Source organism: Photobacterium ganghwense, from assembly GCF_017329545.1.
GTDB classification, from domain to species: Bacteria; Pseudomonadota; Gammaproteobacteria; order Enterobacterales; family Vibrionaceae; genus Photobacterium; species Photobacterium ganghwense.
Genome location: NZ_CP071326.1, coordinates 285947 through 306856 on the forward strand (window position 1 = coordinate 285947; position 20910 = coordinate 306856).

Annotated in this window: 21 protein-coding genes; 12 read left to right on the top strand and 9 right to left on the bottom strand. The window is 50.3% G+C overall.

Annotated elements, in window-relative coordinates; all coding sequences use genetic code 11:
• Positions 1-100: 100 nt before the first annotated feature.
• Positions 101-760, bottom strand: a complete 660-nt coding sequence (locus FH974_RS17230; protein ID WP_047884780.1) for an HD domain-containing protein — start codon at positions 758-760, stop codon at positions 101-103.
• A gap of 129 nt (positions 761-889) precedes the next feature.
• Here FH974_RS17230 and FH974_RS17235 point away from each other — a divergent pair, with 129 nt between their 5' ends.
• Complete coding sequence (locus FH974_RS17235; RefSeq protein WP_107193830.1) at positions 890-1390, top strand: hypothetical protein; 501 nt, start codon at positions 890-892, stop codon at positions 1388-1390.
• Positions 1391-1545: 155 nt separating this feature from the next.
• On the opposite strand, the gene FH974_RS17240 is transcribed toward FH974_RS17235, so the two are convergent.
• Positions 1546-1824, bottom strand: coding sequence for a hypothetical protein (locus FH974_RS17240; RefSeq protein ID WP_047884779.1), 279 nt, complete (start codon positions 1822-1824; stop codon positions 1546-1548).
• Positions 1825-2231: 407 nt separating this feature from the next.
• Here FH974_RS17240 and FH974_RS17245 point away from each other — a divergent pair, with 407 nt between their 5' ends.
• From FH974_RS17245 to astB, 5 genes are all read left to right on the top strand, one after another.
• Positions 2232-2819, top strand: coding sequence for a DNA-3-methyladenine glycosylase I (locus FH974_RS17245; protein WP_047884778.1), 588 nt, complete (start codon positions 2232-2234; stop codon positions 2817-2819).
• 124 nt (positions 2820-2943) lie between these two features.
• Complete coding sequence (locus FH974_RS17250) at positions 2944-3867, top strand: cation diffusion facilitator family transporter (RefSeq protein WP_047884777.1); 924 nt, start codon at positions 2944-2946, stop codon at positions 3865-3867.
• A 316-nt stretch (positions 3868-4183) separates the two neighbouring features.
• Positions 4184-4570: a hypothetical protein gene (locus tag FH974_RS17255; RefSeq protein WP_047884776.1), complete on the top strand. Its 387-nt coding sequence runs from the start codon at positions 4184-4186 to the stop codon at positions 4568-4570.
• A 114-nt stretch (positions 4571-4684) separates the two neighbouring features.
• Positions 4685-5017 carry an SMR family transporter gene (locus FH974_RS17260; protein WP_373689507.1) on the top strand — a complete coding sequence of 111 codons (333 nt, stop codon included), beginning with the start codon at positions 4685-4687 and terminating at the stop codon, positions 5015-5017.
• A gap of 498 nt (positions 5018-5515) precedes the next feature.
• Entirely contained in the window at positions 5516-6850 is a 1335-nt protein-coding gene (astB, locus tag FH974_RS17265; protein WP_047884774.1) for an N-succinylarginine dihydrolase, read from the top strand.
• A 56-nt stretch (positions 6851-6906) separates the two neighbouring features.
• Here the strand turns inward: astB and FH974_RS17270 are convergent, their stop codons facing one another.
• A complete protein-coding gene (locus tag FH974_RS17270) occupies positions 6907-7875 on the bottom strand; it encodes a LysR family transcriptional regulator (protein ID WP_047884773.1) in 969 nt (322 codons plus the stop codon).
• A gap of 255 nt (positions 7876-8130) precedes the next feature.
• On the opposite strand from FH974_RS17270, the gene FH974_RS17275 reads away from it, so the two are divergent.
• The 5 genes from FH974_RS17275 (at position 8131) to FH974_RS17295 (ending at position 13930) form a co-directional block, all read left to right on the top strand.
• Positions 8131-8865 (top strand): beta-ketoacyl-ACP reductase, encoded by a 735-nt coding sequence (locus FH974_RS17275; RefSeq protein WP_047884888.1) that lies wholly within the window; start codon positions 8131-8133, stop codon positions 8863-8865.
• A gap of 418 nt (positions 8866-9283) precedes the next feature.
• Positions 9284-11785 (top strand): purple acid phosphatase family protein, encoded by a 2502-nt coding sequence (locus tag FH974_RS17280; RefSeq protein WP_053061782.1) that lies wholly within the window; start codon positions 9284-9286, stop codon positions 11783-11785.
• 253 nt (positions 11786-12038) lie between these two features.
• Entirely contained in the window at positions 12039-12869 is an 831-nt protein-coding gene (locus FH974_RS17285; protein ID WP_207103975.1) for a helix-turn-helix transcriptional regulator, read from the top strand.
• 48 nt (positions 12870-12917) lie between these two features.
• A complete protein-coding gene (locus FH974_RS17290) occupies positions 12918-13613 on the top strand; it encodes an AzlC family ABC transporter permease (RefSeq protein ID WP_047884772.1) in 696 nt (231 codons plus the stop codon).
• The gene (locus FH974_RS17295) at positions 13610-13930 is read left to right on the top strand and encodes an AzlD domain-containing protein (protein WP_047884771.1); all 321 of its coding nucleotides are present in this window, start codon (positions 13610-13612) and stop codon (positions 13928-13930) included. Before FH974_RS17290 ends, FH974_RS17295 begins: the two co-directional genes overlap by 4 nt.
• Before the next feature lie 183 nt (positions 13931-14113).
• On the opposite strand, the gene FH974_RS17300 is transcribed toward FH974_RS17295, so the two are convergent.
• The 6 genes from FH974_RS17300 to rbsD all read right to left on the bottom strand — a co-directional run bounded on the left by FH974_RS17300 (position 14114) and on the right by rbsD (position 20266).
• Positions 14114-15133 carry a substrate-binding domain-containing protein gene (locus FH974_RS17300; RefSeq protein WP_047884886.1) on the bottom strand — a complete coding sequence of 340 codons (1020 nt, stop codon included), beginning with the start codon at positions 15131-15133 and terminating at the stop codon, positions 14114-14116.
• 61 nt (positions 15134-15194) lie between these two features.
• On the bottom strand, positions 15195-16115 hold the full coding sequence (rbsK, locus tag FH974_RS17305) for a ribokinase (protein WP_047884770.1): 921 nt from the start codon (positions 16113-16115) through the stop codon (positions 15195-15197).
• A 258-nt stretch (positions 16116-16373) separates the two neighbouring features.
• Positions 16374-17252 carry a ribose ABC transporter substrate-binding protein RbsB gene (rbsB, locus tag FH974_RS17310; RefSeq protein ID WP_047884769.1) on the bottom strand — a complete coding sequence of 293 codons (879 nt, stop codon included), beginning with the start codon at positions 17250-17252 and terminating at the stop codon, positions 16374-16376.
• Between the two features lie 66 nt (positions 17253-17318).
• Complete coding sequence (rbsC, locus tag FH974_RS17315) at positions 17319-18302, bottom strand: ribose ABC transporter permease (RefSeq protein WP_047884768.1); 984 nt, start codon at positions 18300-18302, stop codon at positions 17319-17321.
• Positions 18299-19804 (bottom strand): ribose ABC transporter ATP-binding protein RbsA, encoded by a 1506-nt coding sequence (gene rbsA, locus FH974_RS17320; RefSeq protein ID WP_047884767.1) that lies wholly within the window; start codon positions 19802-19804, stop codon positions 18299-18301. The genes rbsC and rbsA overlap by 4 nt, the downstream gene beginning before the upstream one ends.
• A 42-nt stretch (positions 19805-19846) precedes the next feature.
• A complete protein-coding gene (gene rbsD / locus FH974_RS17325) occupies positions 19847-20266 on the bottom strand; it encodes a D-ribose pyranase (protein WP_047884766.1) in 420 nt (139 codons plus the stop codon).
• A 346-nt stretch (positions 20267-20612) separates the two neighbouring features.
• On the opposite strand from rbsD, the gene FH974_RS17330 reads away from it, so the two are divergent.
• Positions 20613-20858: a hypothetical protein gene (locus FH974_RS17330; protein WP_146149677.1), complete on the top strand. Its 246-nt coding sequence runs from the start codon at positions 20613-20615 to the stop codon at positions 20856-20858.
• Positions 20859-20910: the final 52 nt, after the last annotated feature.

Genomic DNA, 20910 nt, shown 5'->3' on the forward strand with positions numbered 1-20910 from the left:
TATCGGTTGTCAGAAAGCCGTCTGCCTTATTGGCGTTTGGTATGTAAATGAGAGGCCCCGTCGGGGCCTTTTTTGATCGCTATATCTGCTGTTCACGGGATCAATCGGGATGGAAAGGCACATTGATTTCATGCCCGAGCTGGGCCAGAAAGCCCTTCATATACTCAGTGCGGAGTCGGGCTTCGCGCTTACCAGCCGTTGTGTTCATGGTTGCTTCGAGCCGAAATAGCTTGGTAAAGAAATGGTCGATGCAAAAGGCTTTGTCATCACGTGGCCGATGTTCGCCGAATGGGTCATCGGCTGAATACAAGGCGGCCTGAAACCCGACGCTGACCTGAATACATCTGGCGATACCAATCGCTCCTAGTGCATCAATCCTGTCGGCATCCTGCACGATTGCCGCTTCTAACGTCTGCACCGGAATTTGCGCACTGAAACTGTGCGCTTCAATCGCATGAGTAATGGCCGGGAAGTAGTGAGCAGGGTAGTGGATGCTTTGCAGAAACGCGATTGCAGCCTGAGCGGCCATGGCTGAGGCATGGTGACGTTCAGGGTGGTTTTTCGGCAGCGTGACGCAGTCATGTAGCCATGCAGCGGGTAGCACGACGGCGAGGTTCGCTTTTTCTTCATAACAAAACTGTTTTGCGGCTGCCACCACACGCTGTATGTGGGTGAGATCATGCGCCGGATCGGTTGCGGCCTGGCGTCGGATGAACTGTTCAAATTGCGGAGTGAAAGTATCAGGGGCAAATGATGTCATAAGGCTCTTTCGCTTGGTCTGAGAAATTTGCTGTGGCATGTGATGCCATAGAGGTCACTGAAAATTCAACAGGTTTCTATATGTTGTCTACTATTTAGAAAAGCCACACTCCATACTAAAGGCGTTACTATGAAAAAGATATGGGTAGCCGGGAGCCTGAGTGCTGCATTGGTACTTCTGTCCGGATGCGCCAATGAACCCTGGCCTAAATATGACTATGCGCTAGATGAATACAAACTGGTGCCGGATGATTACGAGTACGATGTCCCTTATAACAGCATTTACCATTATGGGTACAATCAGGGATGCGCCAGCGCCCTTCGTGCGCAGCAAACCGGCAACGGCATGGTGAAGGATGAAACGTTAGATGGTACCAACACCCGTTTTAATGCCGGGTGGGATGCCGGGAACCTGGCTTGTCGTAATGGCTTGCGGGTTATTATGCCAACGTCAAAAATTAATCCGGACAAAGAGTTCAGTTATGCCAAAAGGCTGAATTACGCAGGTCCGCCGCCTTATTCCGGAGCATCACGTTATAGCAGCGCCAGTTATGGTACGGGCGCTGAATATCAGCCAAGGGATATGTCGACGTACGGTGACAGCACTGGGGGCAGCTACCCGAAAATGTAGCACGTTTATGGTTCCATTTGCTGCCGGAAAGCAGGCATAAAAAAACAGACCAGCAATTGGTCTGTTTTGATGTCGAGAGACTGTTATCAGCAAGAATATATGAACCTAGCCGGGTATCATTATTAATCGTTCTTTGCTGTAAACCGAAAATCGACTCAGGCGGTTGGTCGGGTCAACGCATGTACTTGGCCATTACTGAATGACACGGGTACCACGGCATGTACTTCCGGCAAAAGCAGGTAAGCACTATCATCGCTGTTCATTTCGACAATGATCTGCAAATGTTTGTCCAGTGCCCGCTGTAAAGCCGGAGTACGAACTTTTTTGCCTTCTTTGCCAAACTGACTGTATTGACCTTTACTGGAGTAGACCCAAATGTTGAACGGGTCGGTTCCGTTTTCTAACTGCTCGATAAAATCGGCGATATGTCTCATAAAAGTCCTTTTATAAAATCAATAGCAATGTATTGATGAGCCCATTATGGAACGAAGGCTGTATTTTTCAATTTCAAATAAGCTGCTGACTTTGCTAACTGTGATTATGGTTATCTAAAAATGTAAATGTCTTGTATGTCAGTTACATTGTTTCGGTGTGGGTTCCAGTTTGAGAGTCCATCCGATAAGAATACTGTCGGATAAACCAGGCACTGTTTTGCTCGTGACATTCGTTCTTGTTTCCCGAATACTGTTTATTTACCCCTTACTGATCTCTTGAACTGTGCAATGAAACAGCGGCTGGGATAGGCTAGCTCTGAGGCTGCGGCTATCAGTCTTCAATTTTTTAATGGATCAATAGGTCGGGCGTTATTGCTCCGGCCTGGGCTGGACTGAAAGGAGGAAAAATGTCAGAAAAAACAGTATGTGCATGGGCAATGAAACAGCCACTCGAACGTGAATACCACGATGCAGAGTGGGGAAGGGTGAATAAATGTGATAAATATCTGTTTGAATTTCTGACACTGGAAGGCGCGCAGGCGGGTTTGAGCTGGTATACCGTCCTGAAACGCCGGGATGCATACCGTACTGCGTTTGAGCACTATGACTTGGACAAGCTTACCGCCTATGACGATGCCGACCTGGATGAGCGGGTAGAGCAAATTGTTGAGCAATTCGATGTGATTAAACATCGCGGTAAGATCCGCTCGGTTTTTCAGAATGCCCGTGCCGCCAAGGTACTGATTGGTGAATATGGCTCATTGGCTGAGGCACTCTGGCAATTTGTTGATCACCAGCCTGTCATTAATCACTGGCAAGCTATGTCTGAGGTGCCGGCCTCTACTGACACGTCCAAAGCGCTAAGCCGATTTCTGAAAAAACACGGTTTTACCTTTGTCGGTGAAACGATTTGCTACGCATTTATGCAAGCGGTGGGCATGGTGAATGATCATCTTGTTACTTGTTATTGTCACCGTGAGGTACAACAGCCGTAACGTGACTGTAAAATCTCTGTTTTTTACGCCAGCCCTTTGTATCTGCAAGGCATTTGTGCTGGCTGGTGCCGGGTAACGAGCGTATCATGCCAAGATAGATTTGTATGTTTCCGAGTGGAGAACAATGTCCGATACTCCAATTAAAATCATTCATCGTGCAACCTGGATTGGCTCGATTGCCAACGTCGGATTGGCGTTGCTGAAAATCACCGTGGGTAAGATGACCGGAAGCCAGGCACTGGTTGCTGACGGTGTCCACAGTTTTTCTGATCTGGTTACTGATACCGCGATTCTGATTGGTTCCCGTTATTGGACCGCACCGGCCGACAAAGGCCACCCGTATGGGCATGGCCGTTTTGAAACCCTCACCAATATTTTTATCGGTGTTCTCCTGGCCGCGGTCGGGATTGGTATTGGCTGGGATGCGGCGTCAGCACTTGGTCATACCGCGCCAACCATTCCTGGCATGATGGCATTTTGGGCAGCACTGGCATCGATTCTGGTGAAAGAAGCTCTGTATCGCTGGACTGTGGTACAAGCCAAGCGCATCAACAGTCGCTCATTGCATGCGAACGCTTGGCATCATCGGTCCGATGCACTCAGTTCGTTGCCGGTAGCGATCGCTGTGATTGTGAACTGGATGGTGCCGGGGCTGCATTATCTGGATCAGGTGGCCGCACTGATTGTTACCGCCATGATCATGAAAGCAGCGTTTGATATTCTCTGGCCGGCAATTCTGGAACTGACCGAAGCTGAAGCGGATACCGATGTTGAAAGCCAAATACAGAAGTACGCTTCAGAGGTGCCGGAAATCAAAGAAGTACATGCGATCCGCAGTCGCCGTACCGGCAGCACGATTTTGCTCGATTTCCACCTGCTGGTCGACCCGGATATGCGGGTCGAAGATGCCCACACTATTAGTGAAGAGTTCAAATCGCACCTTCTCAATGAAATGGCAGAAGTGGTGGATGTGATTATCCACATTGAGCCATTCACCTGTGCAGAGCGCATTGTGAACCCATGCTGCGACGATAAAAGCTGCGATTAAAACCGGCGAATAGCTGATCACCCTTCAAGTGACCATGAGAAGTGACTTCATGAAAGTGTAAAAAATTTGCACTTTATGTTGTCACTTTTTTGTTTCTGTCTCATTTTTAAGATAATACGTGACCGTTCTTATTAACTATCTTCTTAACAGGTGACATGCAATCGGCTTAATAGTCTCTGCCTGTTGTTGCGACCAATCAGGAGCGACAACAGGCAGGGATTGTGCTTGCCAAAGGCTGTTGTGAGACCAGGCCTGAGGCAGACAAAAGCCAGAGCAGACAGTGGGCGGCTGGTGCCGCATATCAATCGGGGGATGTATGCCGTTAGTCCGTATAAAATCGCTGCCTTTTGCCCAGGAAGTGGATATTCCAACCGTCTTGAGCCAGTTATCTCGTACCCTGGCGGAAGTCAGCGGGATCTCGCTACAGCATGTGATGGCAACCTGGGACTTCCTGACCCCGCATCACTATGCCCATAACGGCAAGGTTGTCGATTGCCAGCCAGCGAAAACGCATCCGATTCTGGTTCATTTGGTGGCTCCCAATTTCAACACGGAGAATGACATTGCCGATATGCTGGAATTGATTGCTGAAAGCCTGTCTGAACAGTTGCCAATTGATAAGAGTAATATTTTCATTAATTACTCACCGGCTTACAGCGATGGGGTGTTTGATGAAGGGCACGTTGTCGAGTGGGATATGTAATTGAATGGGATATGTAGCGGATTCTTCATGAATTTTTCATGATTCTCGATTACACTCCGCGGGTTTCGTTTTCTTCTCACAAGAGTGTAATTGATGCTGAAGTCTCTTGCGTCTATGCCCCCGATGCTGGCGTTATCCATAGCGATTATCTGCGAGGTAATTGCCACATCTATGTTGCCGAAAACCCAGCAATTTACCCAACCTTTACCAACCGTTGTCACCCTGGTGGGCTATGCCGCTGCGTTTTTCCTGCTGTCAGTAACAGTGAAATCGGTACCCATTGGCATTGCTTACGCCATCTGGTGTGGAGCCGGTATTGTCCTGGTCGCGATGATTAGCTGGTTATGGCATGGTCAGCAGCTGGATCTGGCGGCGGTGATAGGTATGTTGCTTATTTTGGCCGGTACGCTGGTGATTAACTTGTTCTCTGGCGCCGTGAGTCACTGAATCCCCGGTTTATTGTGCATGGTTTCACTTGTATTTTTTATCTGGCATAGGGTATCCGTAAAAACGGATGGCTGCTGATGAAAAATGAAAGATCAATGATGAAAGTACCCTGCAGGCGTTCGTAGCCGTACAAAAAAGCAACGTACCTAAGAGGTTCAAAATGCTTGAATCCTGATCCAGAGCACAAAAAAGACAAAAAGCCAGCCTTAAAAAAGCTGGCTTTTTGTGATCTTGAAACGCGTAAATATGTCGCGGCCTGTTCGCGATTGTTTGTAATCAGACAGGAAATTTTCCGGAATTGAGATAAAGATTAAAAGGTCTATCGTGCCGAAAAGGAACCAGTAGACGACATCGGGTTTGACCGGAGAGGTGCATAGTCATGCTCGATGCAGAGATTTCTATCTTAAATATCATGAATTTTAATGCGATGTGCTGAGGTTGTTGGAAATGTAATGGTTTTGTTATTGTGTCGATGTGGAAATTAAACATGGAATGTCTATGAAAGCACTTGAAGCAAATTTTGATGGGTTGGTTGGCCCAACTCATAACTACAGTGGTCTGTCGTTTGGTAACGTAGCCTCGGCAAAAAACCAGGCTAACCCATCGAATCCGAAAGAAGCGGCCAAACAAGGTTTGGCGAAGATGAAAGCGCTGTCGGATCTGGGAATGGTGCAAGGCGTACTCGCGCCGCAAGAGCGTCCGGATGTTTATACTCTGCGTCGCCTTGGCTTCACCGGCAGTGATCAGGATGTGATTACTGCGGCGGCCAAACAAGCGCCTAAAGTATTGGCGGCCTGCTGTTCGGCATCAAGCATGTGGACGGCAAATGCTGCAACCGTATCTCCTTCGGCAGATACCGCTGACGGTAAAGTTCACTTCACGCCAGCAAACCTGACAAACAAATTCCATCGCTCAATTGAGCATGAAGTGACTGGCCGTATTTTGAAAGCGACGTTTGCGGATGAAGGTCACTTTGTCCACCACCCAGCTCTGCCGGGTGTGGAGCACTTTGGTGATGAAGGCGCAGCAAACCATACTCGCTTTTGCCACGAATACGGCGAGCAAGGCGTTGAATTCTTTGTTTTTGGTCGTCACGCGTTCGACAGCCGTTTCCCGGCACCGCAGAAATTCCCGGCTCGTCACACCTTTGAAGCGTGTGAAGCCGTTGCGCGTCTGCACCAACTGCATGATGACAAAGTGGTAATTGCCCAGCAAAATCCATCGGTGATTGATGCCGGCGTTTTCCACAACGACGTTATCGCTGTGGGTAACAAGAATATTCTGTTCTGTCACGAGCAGGCGTTCCTGAATCAACAAGCAGTGTACGATGAACTTGGCCTGAAACTGGGCGGTGATTTCAAAGTGATTGAAGTGCCGACCAGCGCGGTTTCAGTTGATGATGCCGTTACCAGCTACCTGTTTAACTCGCAACTGCTGGCGATGCCTAACGGTGATAATGTTCTGGTTCTGCCGGAAGAATGCCTCAATAACCAGAATGTATGGGCATACATTGAGCAACTGCTGGCAGAAAAACGCGGCATTGACGCAGTGAAGGTCTTTGACCTGAAACAGAGCATGGCAAATGGCGGTGGCCCGGCGTGTCTGCGCCTGCGTGTTGTTCTGAACGAAGCGGAGCAGGCTGCCGTTAACCCGAATACTTTGATGAACGATACCTTGTTCGCAACCCTGAATGATTGGGTGGATCGCAATTACCGCGATCGCCTGGTTGAGGCGGATTTGGCTGATCCACAGCTGTTGGTTGAATCCCGCACGGCACTGGACGAACTGACCCGGATTCTTGGCCTGGGTGCAGTGTACCCGTTCCAGCGCTAGTTCCTTTCTTTGCTTCCTGTTATGCAGCCCCGACGGGTTTTCTGTCGGGGCTTTTTTCATTCTGCTCCGCTTGATTCAATAACGGCTTTAACGGTTTGCTGGCGGGACCATCCCTGTTGTTTCAGAGGCTGTATATCAGCCACCCGGCTGATCAGATAATCTTTGAAGTTTGCACAGCGAGCCGGCATGTATTTGCGTGGTTTGAAATAAAGATTAAGCTCAAACTGGCTACTGACATAGTTTTCCAGAATGGGGGTCAGGCGTTTGAGCTCCAGATCCCGCTTTATCAGGCTGTAGGGCAGGTAAGCAACGCCACCACCGGCAATGGCAATGTTTCGCAGGATTTCACTGTCATCCGCTTCGACCGTCTGGGGTATCTCGACGGAAGAGTATTCTCCGTTTTGCTCGAAGATCCAACGGTTCCCGCCCACCAGAGTTGTCGCATAGAGGCAGTGATGATGTTTCAGATCATCGGGAATGACAGGTTTGCCGAATTTTTCGATGTAGGCCGGGGCGCAGCAAGCCATCAGTGGCTCTTTCAGTAACGCCCGCTTGACCAGTAAACTGTCTTTATCCTGAAATCCGCGGTATGTGGCATTGGCTCGAATGGCGAAATCTACGTCATGCACGTGATCCACTTCAAACGCGGTTTCCAGTACGACGAAATTGAGTGACGGGTGCTGCTGAAGGTATTCACCGATGATTTGGCTGAGGTAATGCTTGGCAAACAGCGGCGTGCTGGCAATTTTGATTGTGCCGCGATCTTCGCTGCTCATGTTCTGAACTTCATTGAATACGTCATCAATTTCGGTATGTAGCAGACTGAACCTGTCATACAGACGCTGACCTGCCTGGGTGGGGGTAATTTTGCGTGTTGTCCGCTTTAGCAGACTGACCCCCATCCCTTCTTCCAGCTCGTTGAGCCAGCGACTGGCGGCCGATGCTGACATATTATTCAGCTTGGCGGCCTCACTGATCGAGCCCGTGCGCACCACATGTAGAAAAAAAACAACCTTGTCCAGCATGATCAATCCTGATTCGCCGCTTCCTTTGTCCTTTTATAGCAAACCTGAAAAAAGAGAACCACGAAAGAACGATGACAGTTGCATATATTCGCAAAGGAGAATTGCAGCAATGTTGGTAATCATTTTGCATGGCTCAACTACAATAGGGACATACAGTGAGTTGTGGTACCCGACGCAACTGTAGTCGCTATTGCAAATACCATTATGTATCTGTTTGGCGTTTTTCAGTTTGGTATTCAGAAAGGGGAAGAAATGATGCTAAATAACAAAGTCTGTATTGTCACCGGTGGGGCGCAGGGAATTGGTCGCTGCATTGTAGAAACATTTGCAAAACACGATGCATTACAGGTGTATGCTTGCGATATGAATGGGGCTGCAATGGCTTCGCTGGAAGCCAAGTATCCGAATGTTACTGTGGTGGAGTTGAATGTCTGCGACCGGGCGTCCATTCAGCAATTTGTTGAAAAGGTAAAAAGCGAACATGGCAGAATTGATGTACTGGTCAATAACGCCGGGGTAACGCGCGATAACCTGATTGAGAAAATGACCGAAGAAGAGTGGGATTTTGTCTGTGATGTGAACCTCAAAGGGGTGTTCAATATGACGCAGGCGGTTGCACCGGTCATGATGGAAAATGGCGCAGGTTCTATTGTTACTATGTCCTCGGTCGTGGGTACTGACGGCAATATTGGTCAAACCAACTACGCGGCGACTAAAGGCGGTGTGATTGCAATGACGAAAGGCTGGGCTAAAGAACTGTCACGTAAAGGGGCGCAGGTCAGGGCGAACTGCATTGCCCCAGGGTTCATCGAAACACCGATGACCGTTGATTTGCCGGAAAAAGTGCTGCACTACATGCGCAGCAAAACGCCTCTGGGGCGTATGGGCAAGCCGGAAGACATCGCTAATGCTGCGCTGTTTCTGGCAAGTGATAACTCGGCGTTCATTACCGGTCAGACGCTGAAAGTCGATGGTGGCCTGGTGATTTAATCGTATTCAATTCATACAGCGATTCTGTTGCATGTTTTGAGTCAGCAAAGCCGATCTCAGCAGGTACCATGTCAAAGGTCATCATTTATGATGGCCTTGCTTATTTTTGTATCATCGCAAATTCTTGTCTTGTCTTGTCTTGTCTTGTCTTGTCTTCTTCCTGAACGACTTCTGGGCTAGTCCATCTTATGGATGATCTGAATATCTCCTCCTGGTTTGGGGGCGGCCTTTTGCGTATTTGATTGCTGTTTTCTATTCTCGGCCCAGAAAGCCATGCCTCGTTGTCAATTTTCTGCTACCTAATTGTCATCCATTCTGTCATTTCCTGTCACATAGCGTCCCTAGTATGGCTTGCGAACCTTGCTGGACTAGTCCAGTAAAAAACGGTCAGTAAGCCTTAAAATAAAAGGATGTAAGAATGTCTACGAAAACAGAGCAGCCCGGCACGATTCTTTATCTCACTATGCCACCCGCAGTGTCTCCCTTCGCTTCCCCCTCGTTTGAAACACTGCCAATGAAAAAAGTCGTCGCTTTACTCATGTCAGCGTTGTTAGTGGCAGGCTGTAACGACAATGATCATGTCGATAACGGTGGTAAAGAAGGCAATACCGATTCAGGCAGTGGTGAAGTGATTGAGCCACCGGCGGTGGTGATACCTGCGCCCGAGTCGGATACCGCTGTCACCTTTACGATCCATCCGTATTTGCAACAACCGTCTGCTGATCATATGGCGGTGTTGTTTGAATCAGAGGAGAGTAAGCTGACCGTCTGGGCACGGCCTGCCGGTAGTCAGGGGGAATTCCAGCTTGCTGAACCTGTTGCCGTGGACCAGACCACACTTTACAGCGCGTCTCTGACCGGGCTGAAGGCAGATACGTTGTATGAGTACTATGTGGTTGCAGGTGAGGGCGGGATTACCGCGGTCTCTCCCCGTTATGCGTTCAAAACGTACCCCGAAGCGGGGCGGACACCGGAAGCGTTTAATGTAATCGCTATCAGCGATACACAAAATAACAATACGCTGGGGGCATTGAGCGATCTGGTCAGCAAAGGGATTGTCGCCCATGTTTGTGCCAACGAGGCTGAGCAGTGTGCATCGAATATTGCCGCGATCACTATCTCTGGTGACATTGTTAATAACGGTGAAAGCTTGTTGCAATGGCGTCGGGATTTCTTCGACCAGCTTAAAGCGATTACGCCGTATGTCCCTTTGGTTGCTGTGCCGGGCAACCACGATTATTACGGCAACCCTGAGCTGTCGAATTACCGCCATTTTTTCCAGCAGCCTGAAAACGGCTCGATGGGATATGAAGAGCAGTGGTATTTCCTGGATTACGGCAACTTGCGGATGATTGGCCTAGATAGCTACCCAATCTCAAAAAATCACGGCAAATTCCAGGCGGAGATTCTTGGGATTCAGCGCCAGTGGTTGCGTGAACAATTGGCGGCCACGGAAACAGATAACAACGTAGACTATGTCGTTAGCATGTTCCACCATCCGTGTTTGTCGGAATTGTGGCTGTCCGGGGAAAGTATTGGTAGCTGTGAAATGGTGGCGGAGATGGAAGATTTCACCCGTCGCAGCGGTAAGATGTCAGGCCACTTCTTCGGTCACACGCATGCGTACTCCCGTGGCCAGTCAATGGATACCAACCACCTGTGGCTGAATGCGGCCACCGCAGCGGGATACAGAGAAAAAATCAACGATGATAACTATTACAACAAAGATACCCGAGATTATGACACCTTTGCCATCAGCCAGAGCGAATTTGGTTTTAACCTGCTGACATTCAATCAGCAACAGGAACCGTCTATTTCACTGACCCGTTACAGTGCGGAAGTGGCGTCGAAAGGAGAGGGACTGGCTAGCCTAAAAGAGACATTCACAGTGTCAGATACGCTGACCATGAAACGTGCCTCGGTGGATGCACCGCAAGTGCTGGAAGGGAACGGTAACGTTGCTTTCAATAATATGAAGTTGGCGATTACTCACCCGCAAAGTGATGGTGTGTATGAAGTGCAGTGGCAGTTGAGCAAAGATCCAAGTTTCGAACAGGATGTGTTTGATATCTGGGGGAATAAGACTCGTCGTCACAACATCTGGCCAATGCAGGATGGCACCATTCAGGGGATGCCAGTGGATACTCAGGCGGGCGTTGATCTGACCCGAATCGACCTGGCCGACTTTTCCGGCAAGGTGATGATGGGGGGGGATGAATCGTATAAATGGCAGAAGCGGGCTTCTGAGTATTCCCATGATTCTTACCGTGATCCGTTCAACGGCAGCTCTGCGCCAGTACTAACACTATTCCCGGGCGAAACCTGGTATTGGCGAGCCCGAGTTCGAGATGAACACCTAAGCTGGTCTGAGTGGAGTGACAAGGCAACGCTGGCCATTGCCGCTGGTTCGACATCATCGCTGAACATGGAAAATGCCGGAGCCGAACTGAATGCCCTGACAGGCTGGTCGGTTGATATGGGATACTGGCGAGTAGCATCAGATATGGACGATATTCTTGCTAGTGAAGGCACCTACTATTTCAGTGCCCGCCCGAATAACAACGCCGCCGGCGGTGATCCTTACGATGAAATGAGCCAGATCATCGATGTCAGCGGTTTCAATGATGCCATTTCCCAGTCGGCAGCTTTTGTCCGACTAACCTTCAGCAGCAATGGCTGGGGCGACGGGGATCATGCGGTTGTTACCCTGCAGCCGCAAGACAGTCAGGGAGCAACTGTCGGAGAGCCTATCGTGGTGAAAACCCTCAGCCGCAAGCAGCAATGGCTCGATAATGAAGCGGTCGGGTTGCTGCCGACAGGCACTGACAACCTAAAGCTAACGGTGCGTGCGGTAAAATTGTCGGGGAACATGGCTGATGTGCACCTGGATAACTTCCGTGTGTCATTGACCACACCATAACCTTGGTGATTAATCACGCTTTTTTGCGCGCAATATGGCCTCAAGTGATTCATATGTATATTGAGCGTTTTATTGACGGCTAGCGTCGCTTATCAGGCCCCCGGTAATTGCCGGGGGCTTTTTGCTGATGACAGTATGCAGATTTCTGTTACTCTCAGAATCTCCCAGATTATTGAATGTGCAATTTTGTACAAAACAAATCGTCATGATTGCGATATGTTGATGACCAGGGAAAATCATCAGAGAGTGCCATATGCAGCCACGAAAAATTCAGGTCAATTATTCAGATGTGGCTGAACTGGAAGGGCTTGAGTTTCTCAATGCGCGCTACATCGAGCAGACATTTTCCAAGCATTCCCACGAAGGTTACACCGTCGGCGTTATCGAACACGGTGCGCAGGGGTTTTACCGAACTGGGGGGGAACATACCGCGCCACAGAACACCATTATTTTGGTTAATGCCGATGAAATTCACAGTGGCTATTCGGCCACTGAGGGCGGCTGGGCTTATCGCGCAATGTATCCGCTGCCGGAGCATTTTGTTCAGCTGAGCCGGGATTTAGGGATGCCAGAATATGGCGCACCTTATTTTCCTGAACCTGTCGTGAAAGACGATGTTCTGGCAGCCCATCTCAAGCAGGTGTTTGACGTTCTGGAGGTTTCAGACAACCCCTTACAACGGGAAACGCTGGTGTACTCTGCCCTGAGCAGTCTGATGCTGCGTCACGGTCAATCCCGGTTGTATGCCGCACCTGCCAAGGCTTCTGAACAGGCGTTGTCACAGGTCAAATCCTTTCTCGATGAGTATGCAACCTGGAATGTGACGTTGGCAGAGCTGGCACAATTAGCAGGCATGAGCCCTTTTGGCTTAGTGAGAGCGTTCAGCAAAGCCTTTGGTTTGCCGCCTCATGCGTATCAGATCCAGGTGCGGTTGAAACGCGCAAGAACCATGCTCAAGCATGGCTTGCCGTTGGCGGATGTCGCCGTCGAATCCGGCTTTCATGATCAGAGCCATCTTCATCGCCACTTTAAAAAGGCGATGGGGATAACCCCCGGACAGTATGTAAAAGCGAGCCGTCATTAAAAATTATAAAAGTAAGGAGTTTGTGTGGAAAAAGACGGAATATTAACGATGGAAGTAGGATCGAACCGCTTACAACAAGCAGCGCAGGGCGCATTGGCTATTTCCCCATTGAGTATTGCGGTGGTGCCCTGGGGGATCCTCGCCGGATCTTTTGCTGTGGATGTCGGGTTAAATCCGCTGGAAGGGCAGGCCATGTCTGCCATCTTGTTTGCGGGGGCGGCACAGTTGGTGGCCATGGGGATGATTAAAACCGGTGCGAGTCTGTTCAGTATGCTGGTGGCCATTTTCTTTGTGACGTCGCGCCATTTCTTATATGGGCTGGCGATGCGGGATCGGATCAGTCCGCTGAATGTTCGTTGGCGGGTGGTGCTGGGGTTTCTGCTGACCGATGAGCTATTTGCCGTGTGTGCCAATCAGGATAAAGCGCGGTTTGACCCCTGGTACGCGCTGGGGGCGGGACTGAGTTTTTATTTGATCTGGAACGCGGCCACGTTTGCCGGCATTGTCGCCGGAACCAACATTCCGTCGCTGAATGAATACGGTCTGGAGTTTGCCATCGCATCGACTTTCATCGCCATTGTGATTCCGACGCTGAAGAATGTGCCCATGTTGTGCGCGGCGCTGGTGGCATTGATTCTGTCTGTGATGATGAGCTATTTCGGCATTGAAAGCGGGTTGGTGATTGCCAGCTTGGGAGGAATGCTGACGGGGTATCTGCTGGAAACACGGAGGGTACAGCCATGATTTTTCTGACGATAATTGCGCTAACGGCCGTGGTGTTTCTCAGTCGGTATCTGTTTCTCGAGCCGTCATTACCGCTGAAAATGGGGGCAAATGCCCAGCGGTTTCTGAGTTATGCCAGCCCTGCGGTGCTGACCGCGATCTGGGGGCCGATTGTCTTTATGCCTAAAGGAGAGCTGGTACTAAGCGACAACGCTCCGTATCTGCTGGCTGCCACGTTTGCCATTTTGTTGGCATGGAAAACAAAGAACGTGCTGGCGACGGTATTGACCAGCATGGGGATCTTTCTGGTATTAAAGCTGTGGCTGTTTGCGTCTTGAAATGCGGCGTCTGAGTCGGGGCGAATCACGGAAAAACAGTTGATCCTCGCAAAACCGTTTTTTACGTAAATCAAGGCTGCGAATCCTCGCAGCCTTTTAGTGTGCTCATTGGGTGTGTGCTCAGGTCAAATGATCATGTTGAGCGGTAGCCTGTGCGGGATGGTTGAACAACCGCCACGCTGATCAAATGGTATCCGTAGGGTTGAGGTTGAGCACGCTGTCGCGGACAACAAGGGTCGGCTCCAGCTGGATAACGGTATTGGTCGCACGTTTACTGTGGATCTTATCCAGCAGCGTATCCACGGCTTGTTGCCCCAGCCGATGTTTAGGCTGGTGAATGGTGGTCAGTGACGGCGTGATGTACTTCGCCAGCTTTATGTCATCGTAGCCGACGATAGATAAATCCTCCGGCACCTTGATGCCTTTTTTATTGGCCGTGTTAATCACGCCCATTGCCATCATGTCATTACAGACAAACAGAGCGGTCGGTAATTCGCCCCGCTCAAAGACCTCATTAAAAGCCAGCTCACCACCTTCGCATTCAAAGTTGCCGGAGGCGATCCACTGCTTATTGATTTCCAGCCCGGCTTCTTCCATGGCCTGAATAAATCCGGACAGACGTTGTTGTGCCGGAAGTTTATCCAGCGGGCCGGTCAGGCAGCCGATTCGGGTATGGCCCTGTTCGATCAGGTGGCGGGTCGCCAGATACCCACCATGATGGGAGTTGTCCTGAATTTTGTCGCTCGGAAAATCAACTGGCCCCCAGTCCATTACAACGGTCGGCACCGGCTGATGGCGGGAAAACGGATCAAACACACTGCCTTCCATTTCGCTGCACATCAGCAGCAGGCCATCGACACGCTTTTGCAGCAGGGTATCGAGATTGTCATGCATTCGATCCAGATCTCCTTCGGTGTTACAAAGGATCAGGTTATATCCCTGTTGGTAACAGCGACGTTCAACGCCCTTGACCACTTCACCGAAAAACGGGTTGGTTGAGGTTGTCAGCAACATCCCGAAGGTACGGGTATGGTTGACCTTAAGGCTGCGCGCCAGCGCTGAAGGCGCATAGTTGAGCTCTTCAACCGCCGCCATCACACGTACCGAAATGTCTTCACTGACAAAGCGGGTTTTATTGAGAACGTGGCTGACGGTGGAGGTTGAGACTCCGGCGTATTTTGCTACATCTTTTATGGTCGCCATGGTTTCCCCTGTGTGCTGACTCCCTGAACCGTGCCCGTCAGGCACGGTGACATCCTTGCTGTTACTGGTGTTCCATCAGAAAACGCTCAACTTCGCGACGATGCGGAATTGAGGTCTGCGCGCCGAAACGGGTGACTGAAATAGCCGCGGCCGCATGGGCGAAGCGGATGGCTTCTTCCATCTCACGCCCTTCCTGCAGTGCCGTCAGCAGTGCGCCATTGAAGGTATCACCGGCGGCGGTGGTGTCTTTGGCATCCACCCGAAAGCCCGGTACCTGGCGGCCTTTGCCGTTGTCACTCAGCCAGACGCCTTGGCTGCCAAGCGTGATCATTACCTGTTTGATCCCTTTGGCATGCAACGCATCGGCAGCTTGCTGAGCGGTGGTGACGTTGTCTACCTTAACTCCGGTCAACAACTCTGCTTCCGTTTCGTTAGGCGTAATCATATCAAGGTGTTGCAGTAAGTCATCAGAAAGTGGTTGCGCCGGAGCCGGGTTGAGCACTACGCGTGTGCCTGCCTGCTTGGCAATCTTGGCGGCCGCTTCGATGGTTTCCATCGGCGTTTCCAGCTGCATCAGCAGGGTATCTGCCTGCTCAATCAGATGATGATGGGGAGCCAGACGCTCTGGTGTCAGGCAACCGTTGGCTTCCGCTGAGATACAGATGCTGTTCTCGCCGGTGGCGGCGACTTGAATCATGGCAATGCCGGTTGGCATATTATCTTCAATCATCACTGCTTCGGTATTCATCCCATCGCGGGCGAACGTGTCGCGCATCTGGTGGCCAAAGCTGTCGTCGCCGACACAGGCAATAAACGCAATATCCGCACCCAGACGGGCTGCCGCGACGGCCTGGTTTGCCCCTTTTCCTCCCGGAATCACACAGTAGCTGTGGCCATGCAGTGTTTCGCCCGGACGAGGGAAAGATGCAACCTGAAGAACATGGTCGGCGTTCACACTGCCTAATACGACAAGTTTATTCATTGTGGAACCTTTTGAAATTTAACGGCCAAAATGTATGGCTTAACATCTGCTTGAAGAAGCTGCTAAGCAATGCAGACTGGACAAACGGGCGTTGATACTGAGGGCTTTCAGAGGTTGTCAGCGTTCCGGTGTATCTTCGCAAAAAGTGAGGAGCCTGATATCTGGGGAACTGACTCGTGTTTCTCCCCTGACGAGGGTGCCAGGGGGAAACACGGGTTATCAGGCTCCGGTTTTTTACTTGGTTGATGACTGAATTTATTACTCAGCAATCACTTTCAGTGGTACCGGAATATTCGCTTCCACTTTTTCGCCTTTCAGCATCTTATCTGCAGTTTCCACACCCAGCGCGCCAATCAGATCAGGCTGCTGAGCGATAGTCGCACCCAGTTTGCCGCGTTTTACGGCAGCGATACCGTCATCAGTACCGTCAAAGCCAACGATCAGCACTTGTTTACCTGAAGCCTGTACCGCACGCAGGGCACCCAGAGCCATTTCGTCGTTCTGCGCAAAGACGGCTTGAACATTCGGGTTCGCTGCCAGCATGTTTTCCATCACGTTCAGACCTTTGGTACGGTCGAAGTCAGCAGGCTGACTGGCCAGCAGTTCCATGCCGCTGTTATCTACTGCGTTCATGAAGCCTTGGCCGCGCTCACGGGCTGCTGATGTCCCGGCGATACCTTCCAGCTGGATAACGCGAGCTTTCTCGCCCACTTTTTCCATGATGTATTTACCGGCCATTTCACCACCGGCAACGTTATCAGACGCGATATGGCTGACAACATCACCACGGCTTGCACCACGGTCCAGCGTCAGTACCGGGATGTTAGCACGGTTAGCCATACGGATAGCATTTGACACGGCATCAGAGTCAGTCGGGTTGATCAGGATGGCTTTCACGCCACGCACTGTCAGATCTTCCACGTTCGACAACTCTTTGCTTGGATCGTTTTGTGAATCAAGAACAATCAGGTTATAGCCCAGTTCCTGCGCTTTCGCTTCAGCACCTTCTTTCATGGTTACAAAGAACGGGTTGTTCAGGGTGGAGACGACCATCGCCAACGTATCCTGTGCGGCAGCGGTTGTGCTGAATGAAGCAGACATCACTGCGGCAGAGATCAGGGTTGCTAACTTTTTCATTCTGTATTCCTTTCTACATTTGTCGGGTGTTGGCGGGCAGGGTGATGCCCGCGCTCAGAGGTTTGTTTACTTATTTTTGTTATCTACAAGGACTGCCAGCAGGATAACCACCGCTTTAGCAATCATTTGGTAGTAGGACGATACGTCCAGCAGGTTCAGGGCATTGTTCAGGAAGCCGATAATCAGTGCACCAATTAGGGTACCCATGATGCGACCTTTACCCCCGGCCAGGCTTGTACCACCCAGAACGACAGCGGCAATCGCATCCAGTTCATAGCCCATGCCCGCTGTTGGCTGTGCCGATGACAGGCGTGAGGTGACGATGATGCCTGCCAGCGCGGCCAACAGACCACAGATGGCATACACCCCGATTTTCACGCGGTCAACGTTGATACCAGATAGACGGGTCGCCGATTCGTTACCGCCCAGCGCGTAAATATAGCGACCGAAGCGAGTATGATTCAGTAGATACCAGGCCGCGGCAAACACGATAGCCATCAGCCAGATAGGAACCGGAATACCCAGAGCATAACCAGTACCGAACCAGGCAAAGCTGTCCGCCACATCAGTAAAGCCGGTTGAGATAGGTCGACCATCGGTGTAGACCATAGTGACACCGCGTAGCAGGGTCATGGTAACCAGCGTGGCAATGAAAGCCTGAACTTTACCTTTGGCGATAATCATACCGCTGATGGCACCCAGCGCCGCACCTGCCAGCAGGGCAGTCGGCACGGCCACCAGAACCGGGACTTCCATCGCAATCAGGCTGGCGGCGAATGCACCGCAGAGGGCCAGTACCGAACCGACGCTCAGATCAATCCCGGCGGTCAGAATGACAAGCGTCATCCCCACAGCAATAATGGCGTTGACGGAAGTCTGGCGCAGAATGTTCAGAATATTGTCGACGGTAAAAAAGTTCGGGTTCAGGAATGACACGACAACAATCAGAAAGATCAGAGCGATCAGCGATTTTTGTTCGATTAGCCACTCTTTGCTAAACAGCTTTGCGCTGCCGGAATCTTGTTGTTTGGTCATAGCGTTGCTGCTCATGCTGCTACCTCATTAATGTATTTACCTACCGCGCAGGCCAAGAGTTTTTCCTGATCGGCGTCTTTGGCCTGAAACTCGCCGCTGATTTTCCCTTCATGCATGACCAGAATGCGGTCACTCATACCAAGTACTTCCGGCATTTCGGAAGAGACCAGAATGATGCTCATGCCTTCCTGCTTGAACTGGTTTATCAGCTGGTAGATTTCTTTCTTTGCCCCGACATCCACGCCACGGGTTGGCTCATCCAGAATCAGCACTTTCGGCTTAGTCATCAGGCCTTTGGCAATCGCCACTTTCTGCTGGTTACCACCGGAGAGATTGCCGATGATCTGGTCGCGGCTCGGGGTTTTAATATTAAACAGACGGATAAAGTCTTCGACAGCGGTGACTTCTTCCTGATGATCCAGTTGTACGCCTTTGGACAGTTGTTCAAGCGAACAGATGGACATGTTTTCTTTCACTGACAGCCCCAGAATCAGGCCATCACCTTTACGGTCTTCAGAAATGTAGGCAATCCCATTTGCCAGTCCATCCTGCGGACTGACAGGATTAATTACCTTGCCATCCAGTATCACGTCACCGGATTCACGGTGCAGCGCGCCGTAAATGACTTTCATCAGTTCGGTTCGACCGGCGCCCATCAGGCCTGAAATACCAAGGATCTCGCCGCGATCCAGCTTGAAACTGACGTCGTTGACGCCGCCGCCGGTCAGGTTTTTCACTTCCAGGCAGGTTGTACCGTGTCGGACATCTACGCGTGGGTACTGTTCATCCAGACGACGGCCAACCATCATTTCGATCATGGTGTCTTCATCGATGTCAGCCACTGCACGTTGGCCAATGAACTTACCGTCACGCAGTACGGTGATGTCATCACAGATTTCGAAGATTTCTTTCAGGCGGTGCGAGATATACACGATCCCGGTGCCTTCCGCGCGCAGCTCATTGATCACCTTGAACAGGGATTCCGTTTCTGTATCCGTCAGGGCGTCAGTAGGTTCATCCATGATGATGACCTGAGATTTAAACGAAAGGGCCTTGGCAATTTCGACCATCTGTTGTTCACCCAGGCTCAGTTCGCCCAACAGCTTGCGGGAGCTGTGTCTGACATTCAGGCGCTGGAGCAGCGCATCGGCCTCGCGGTACATTTCTGACCACTTAATGCCGCCAAAAGCATTGGTTTTTTCGCGTCCCAGAAAGATGTTTTCTGCAATTGTCAGCTCCGGAATCAGGTTCAGTTCCTGATGGATTATGCTGATCCCTGCTTCCTGAGAATGGCGAGGGCCCTGAAAGGCAACGGCTTTTCCCTGATAACGGATTTCACCGGCATCGAGCGTGTAAATACCGGTAAGCACTTTCATCAGGGTGGATTTCCCCGCACCGTTTTCGCCCATCAGGGCCATCACTTTGCCTGGGTAGACATTGAGACTGGCCTTATCCAGCGCTTTAACGCCGGGAAACGCTTTCTCAATGTCTTTAAGTTCTAGTATTGGCTGATTCATCGTTGCGCCTGCTTTGTCGACTTGCCTTACACTACCTGAGGGTTAAAACACCACACCGGCCTGGAAAATCACGTTCGCGTAAGGCGTGCACTCACCGGTCCGGATCACCGCTTTGCTGTTTTGGGTGCGCACTTTAAACGCTTCGTGCGAAACATAAGTCAGCTGAATGGTTTTACCCGACTGTTGTTCTTCGGCACGAATGAGCGTTAGCAGTTCATCGTGGTGTTCAGGGCTGACTTGCTTAAATTCTTCAGCCATGACCACCCCTTCAATTTGCATTTCGCCCAGTAACGCTTTTACCGTTTGGATGAAAGTCGGTACGCCTGGAATCAAAGCCAGATCGATGCGTTGCGAAGCGTCTGGAATCGGAAGACCGGCATCACAGACGGTCACTTCATCAGTATGGCCGAGGGTTGCCACCAGATAGGACAGTTCAGCGTTGATTAGTGCGCTTTTTTTCATGCTTGAACCTTGAGTACTTATGCTTTAAGAGCGTTTTCTTGGGAAACCAGGAAATATACCGCCTGGTTGAAATCTGTACATCGAAACGTTTACGCAAACGTTTCGATGGCTGTAAATGTAGAGCGAAACGTTTCGATGCGCACTCGTCAAACCTGTATTTTGTGACTTAGCTCAGATGAAATATGCTTTCAATGAATGAAATGTGACCGGGTCGATACTCTTATCAATAATGCAAGCCTTTTTTATGTAAAGCTGTGCAAAGAGCAGCGATTAGCTTTGAAATCAGGGTGTAAAACAGCGTATTATTCGCCCCCTGTGAACAATAGTTGTTGTAGCGGGAAGCGTTGTGACGGTTTCACTTCTAAATCTTCAGCCTGTTATATTGAGCATCATCCCTGTCTTAGTGATGATGTTAATGTTTGCTTTAAACAGAAAAAAACTCTGGTTAGTAAGGCTGGCACTGGCAGGTATGGTGTTGATGGTCGTTTTTTTAATGCTGTTTCAGTATCTTGACTATAAGCATTTTGAAAACTGCCTGCTGAAGGGGGAGGGTTATAACCCTTTTCACAATATCTGTATTCAGTTTAACTGAGTCCTTCAGCCTGCATCGGTAAAAATCGGGATGACCGTCGTCGCTATGCTGG

Excerpts from the sequence above, each read along its gene's own strand:
- FH974_RS17295 (WP_047884771.1), top strand. The coding sequence starts at position 13,610 with ATGATTTTTCTGACGATAATTGCGCTAACGGCCGTGGTGTTTCTCAGT.
- FH974_RS17250 (WP_047884777.1), top strand. The coding sequence starts at position 2,944 with ATGTCCGATACTCCAATTAAAATCATTCATCGTGCAACCTGGATTGGC.
- FH974_RS17300 (WP_047884886.1), bottom strand. The coding sequence starts at position 15,133 with ATGGCGACCATAAAAGATGTAGCAAAATACGCCGGAGTCTCAACCTCC.
- FH974_RS17270 (WP_047884773.1), bottom strand. The coding sequence starts at position 7,875 with ATGCTGGACAAGGTTGTTTTTTTTCTACATGTGGTGCGCACGGGCTCG.
- FH974_RS17285 (WP_207103975.1), top strand. The coding sequence starts at position 12,039 with ATGCAGCCACGAAAAATTCAGGTCAATTATTCAGATGTGGCTGAACTG.
- FH974_RS17230 (WP_047884780.1), bottom strand. The coding sequence starts at position 760 with ATGACATCATTTGCCCCTGATACTTTCACTCCGCAATTTGAACAGTTC.
- FH974_RS17235 (WP_107193830.1), top strand. The coding sequence starts at position 890 with ATGAAAAAGATATGGGTAGCCGGGAGCCTGAGTGCTGCATTGGTACTT.
- FH974_RS17290 (WP_047884772.1), top strand. The coding sequence starts at position 12,918 with ATGGAAGTAGGATCGAACCGCTTACAACAAGCAGCGCAGGGCGCATTG.
- astB (WP_047884774.1), top strand. The coding sequence starts at position 5,516 with ATGAAAGCACTTGAAGCAAATTTTGATGGGTTGGTTGGCCCAACTCAT.
- FH974_RS17255 (WP_047884776.1), top strand. The coding sequence starts at position 4,184 with ATGCCGTTAGTCCGTATAAAATCGCTGCCTTTTGCCCAGGAAGTGGAT.
- FH974_RS17240 (WP_047884779.1), bottom strand. The coding sequence starts at position 1,824 with ATGAGACATATCGCCGATTTTATCGAGCAGTTAGAAAACGGAACCGAC.
- FH974_RS17260 (WP_373689507.1), top strand. The coding sequence starts at position 4,685 with ATGCCCCCGATGCTGGCGTTATCCATAGCGATTATCTGCGAGGTAATT.
- rbsC (WP_047884768.1), bottom strand. The coding sequence starts at position 18,302 with ATGAGCAGCAACGCTATGACCAAACAACAAGATTCCGGCAGCGCAAAG.
- rbsD (WP_047884766.1), bottom strand. The coding sequence starts at position 20,266 with ATGAAAAAAAGCGCACTAATCAACGCTGAACTGTCCTATCTGGTGGCA.
- FH974_RS17245 (WP_047884778.1), top strand. The coding sequence starts at position 2,232 with ATGTCAGAAAAAACAGTATGTGCATGGGCAATGAAACAGCCACTCGAA.
- FH974_RS17280 (WP_053061782.1), top strand. The coding sequence starts at position 9,284 with ATGTCTACGAAAACAGAGCAGCCCGGCACGATTCTTTATCTCACTATG.
- rbsK (WP_047884770.1), bottom strand. The coding sequence starts at position 16,115 with ATGAATAAACTTGTCGTATTAGGCAGTGTGAACGCCGACCATGTTCTT.
- rbsB (WP_047884769.1), bottom strand. The coding sequence starts at position 17,252 with ATGAAAAAGTTAGCAACCCTGATCTCTGCCGCAGTGATGTCTGCTTCA.
- rbsA (WP_047884767.1), bottom strand. The coding sequence starts at position 19,804 with ATGAATCAGCCAATACTAGAACTTAAAGACATTGAGAAAGCGTTTCCC.
- FH974_RS17275 (WP_047884888.1), top strand. The coding sequence starts at position 8,131 with ATGCTAAATAACAAAGTCTGTATTGTCACCGGTGGGGCGCAGGGAATT.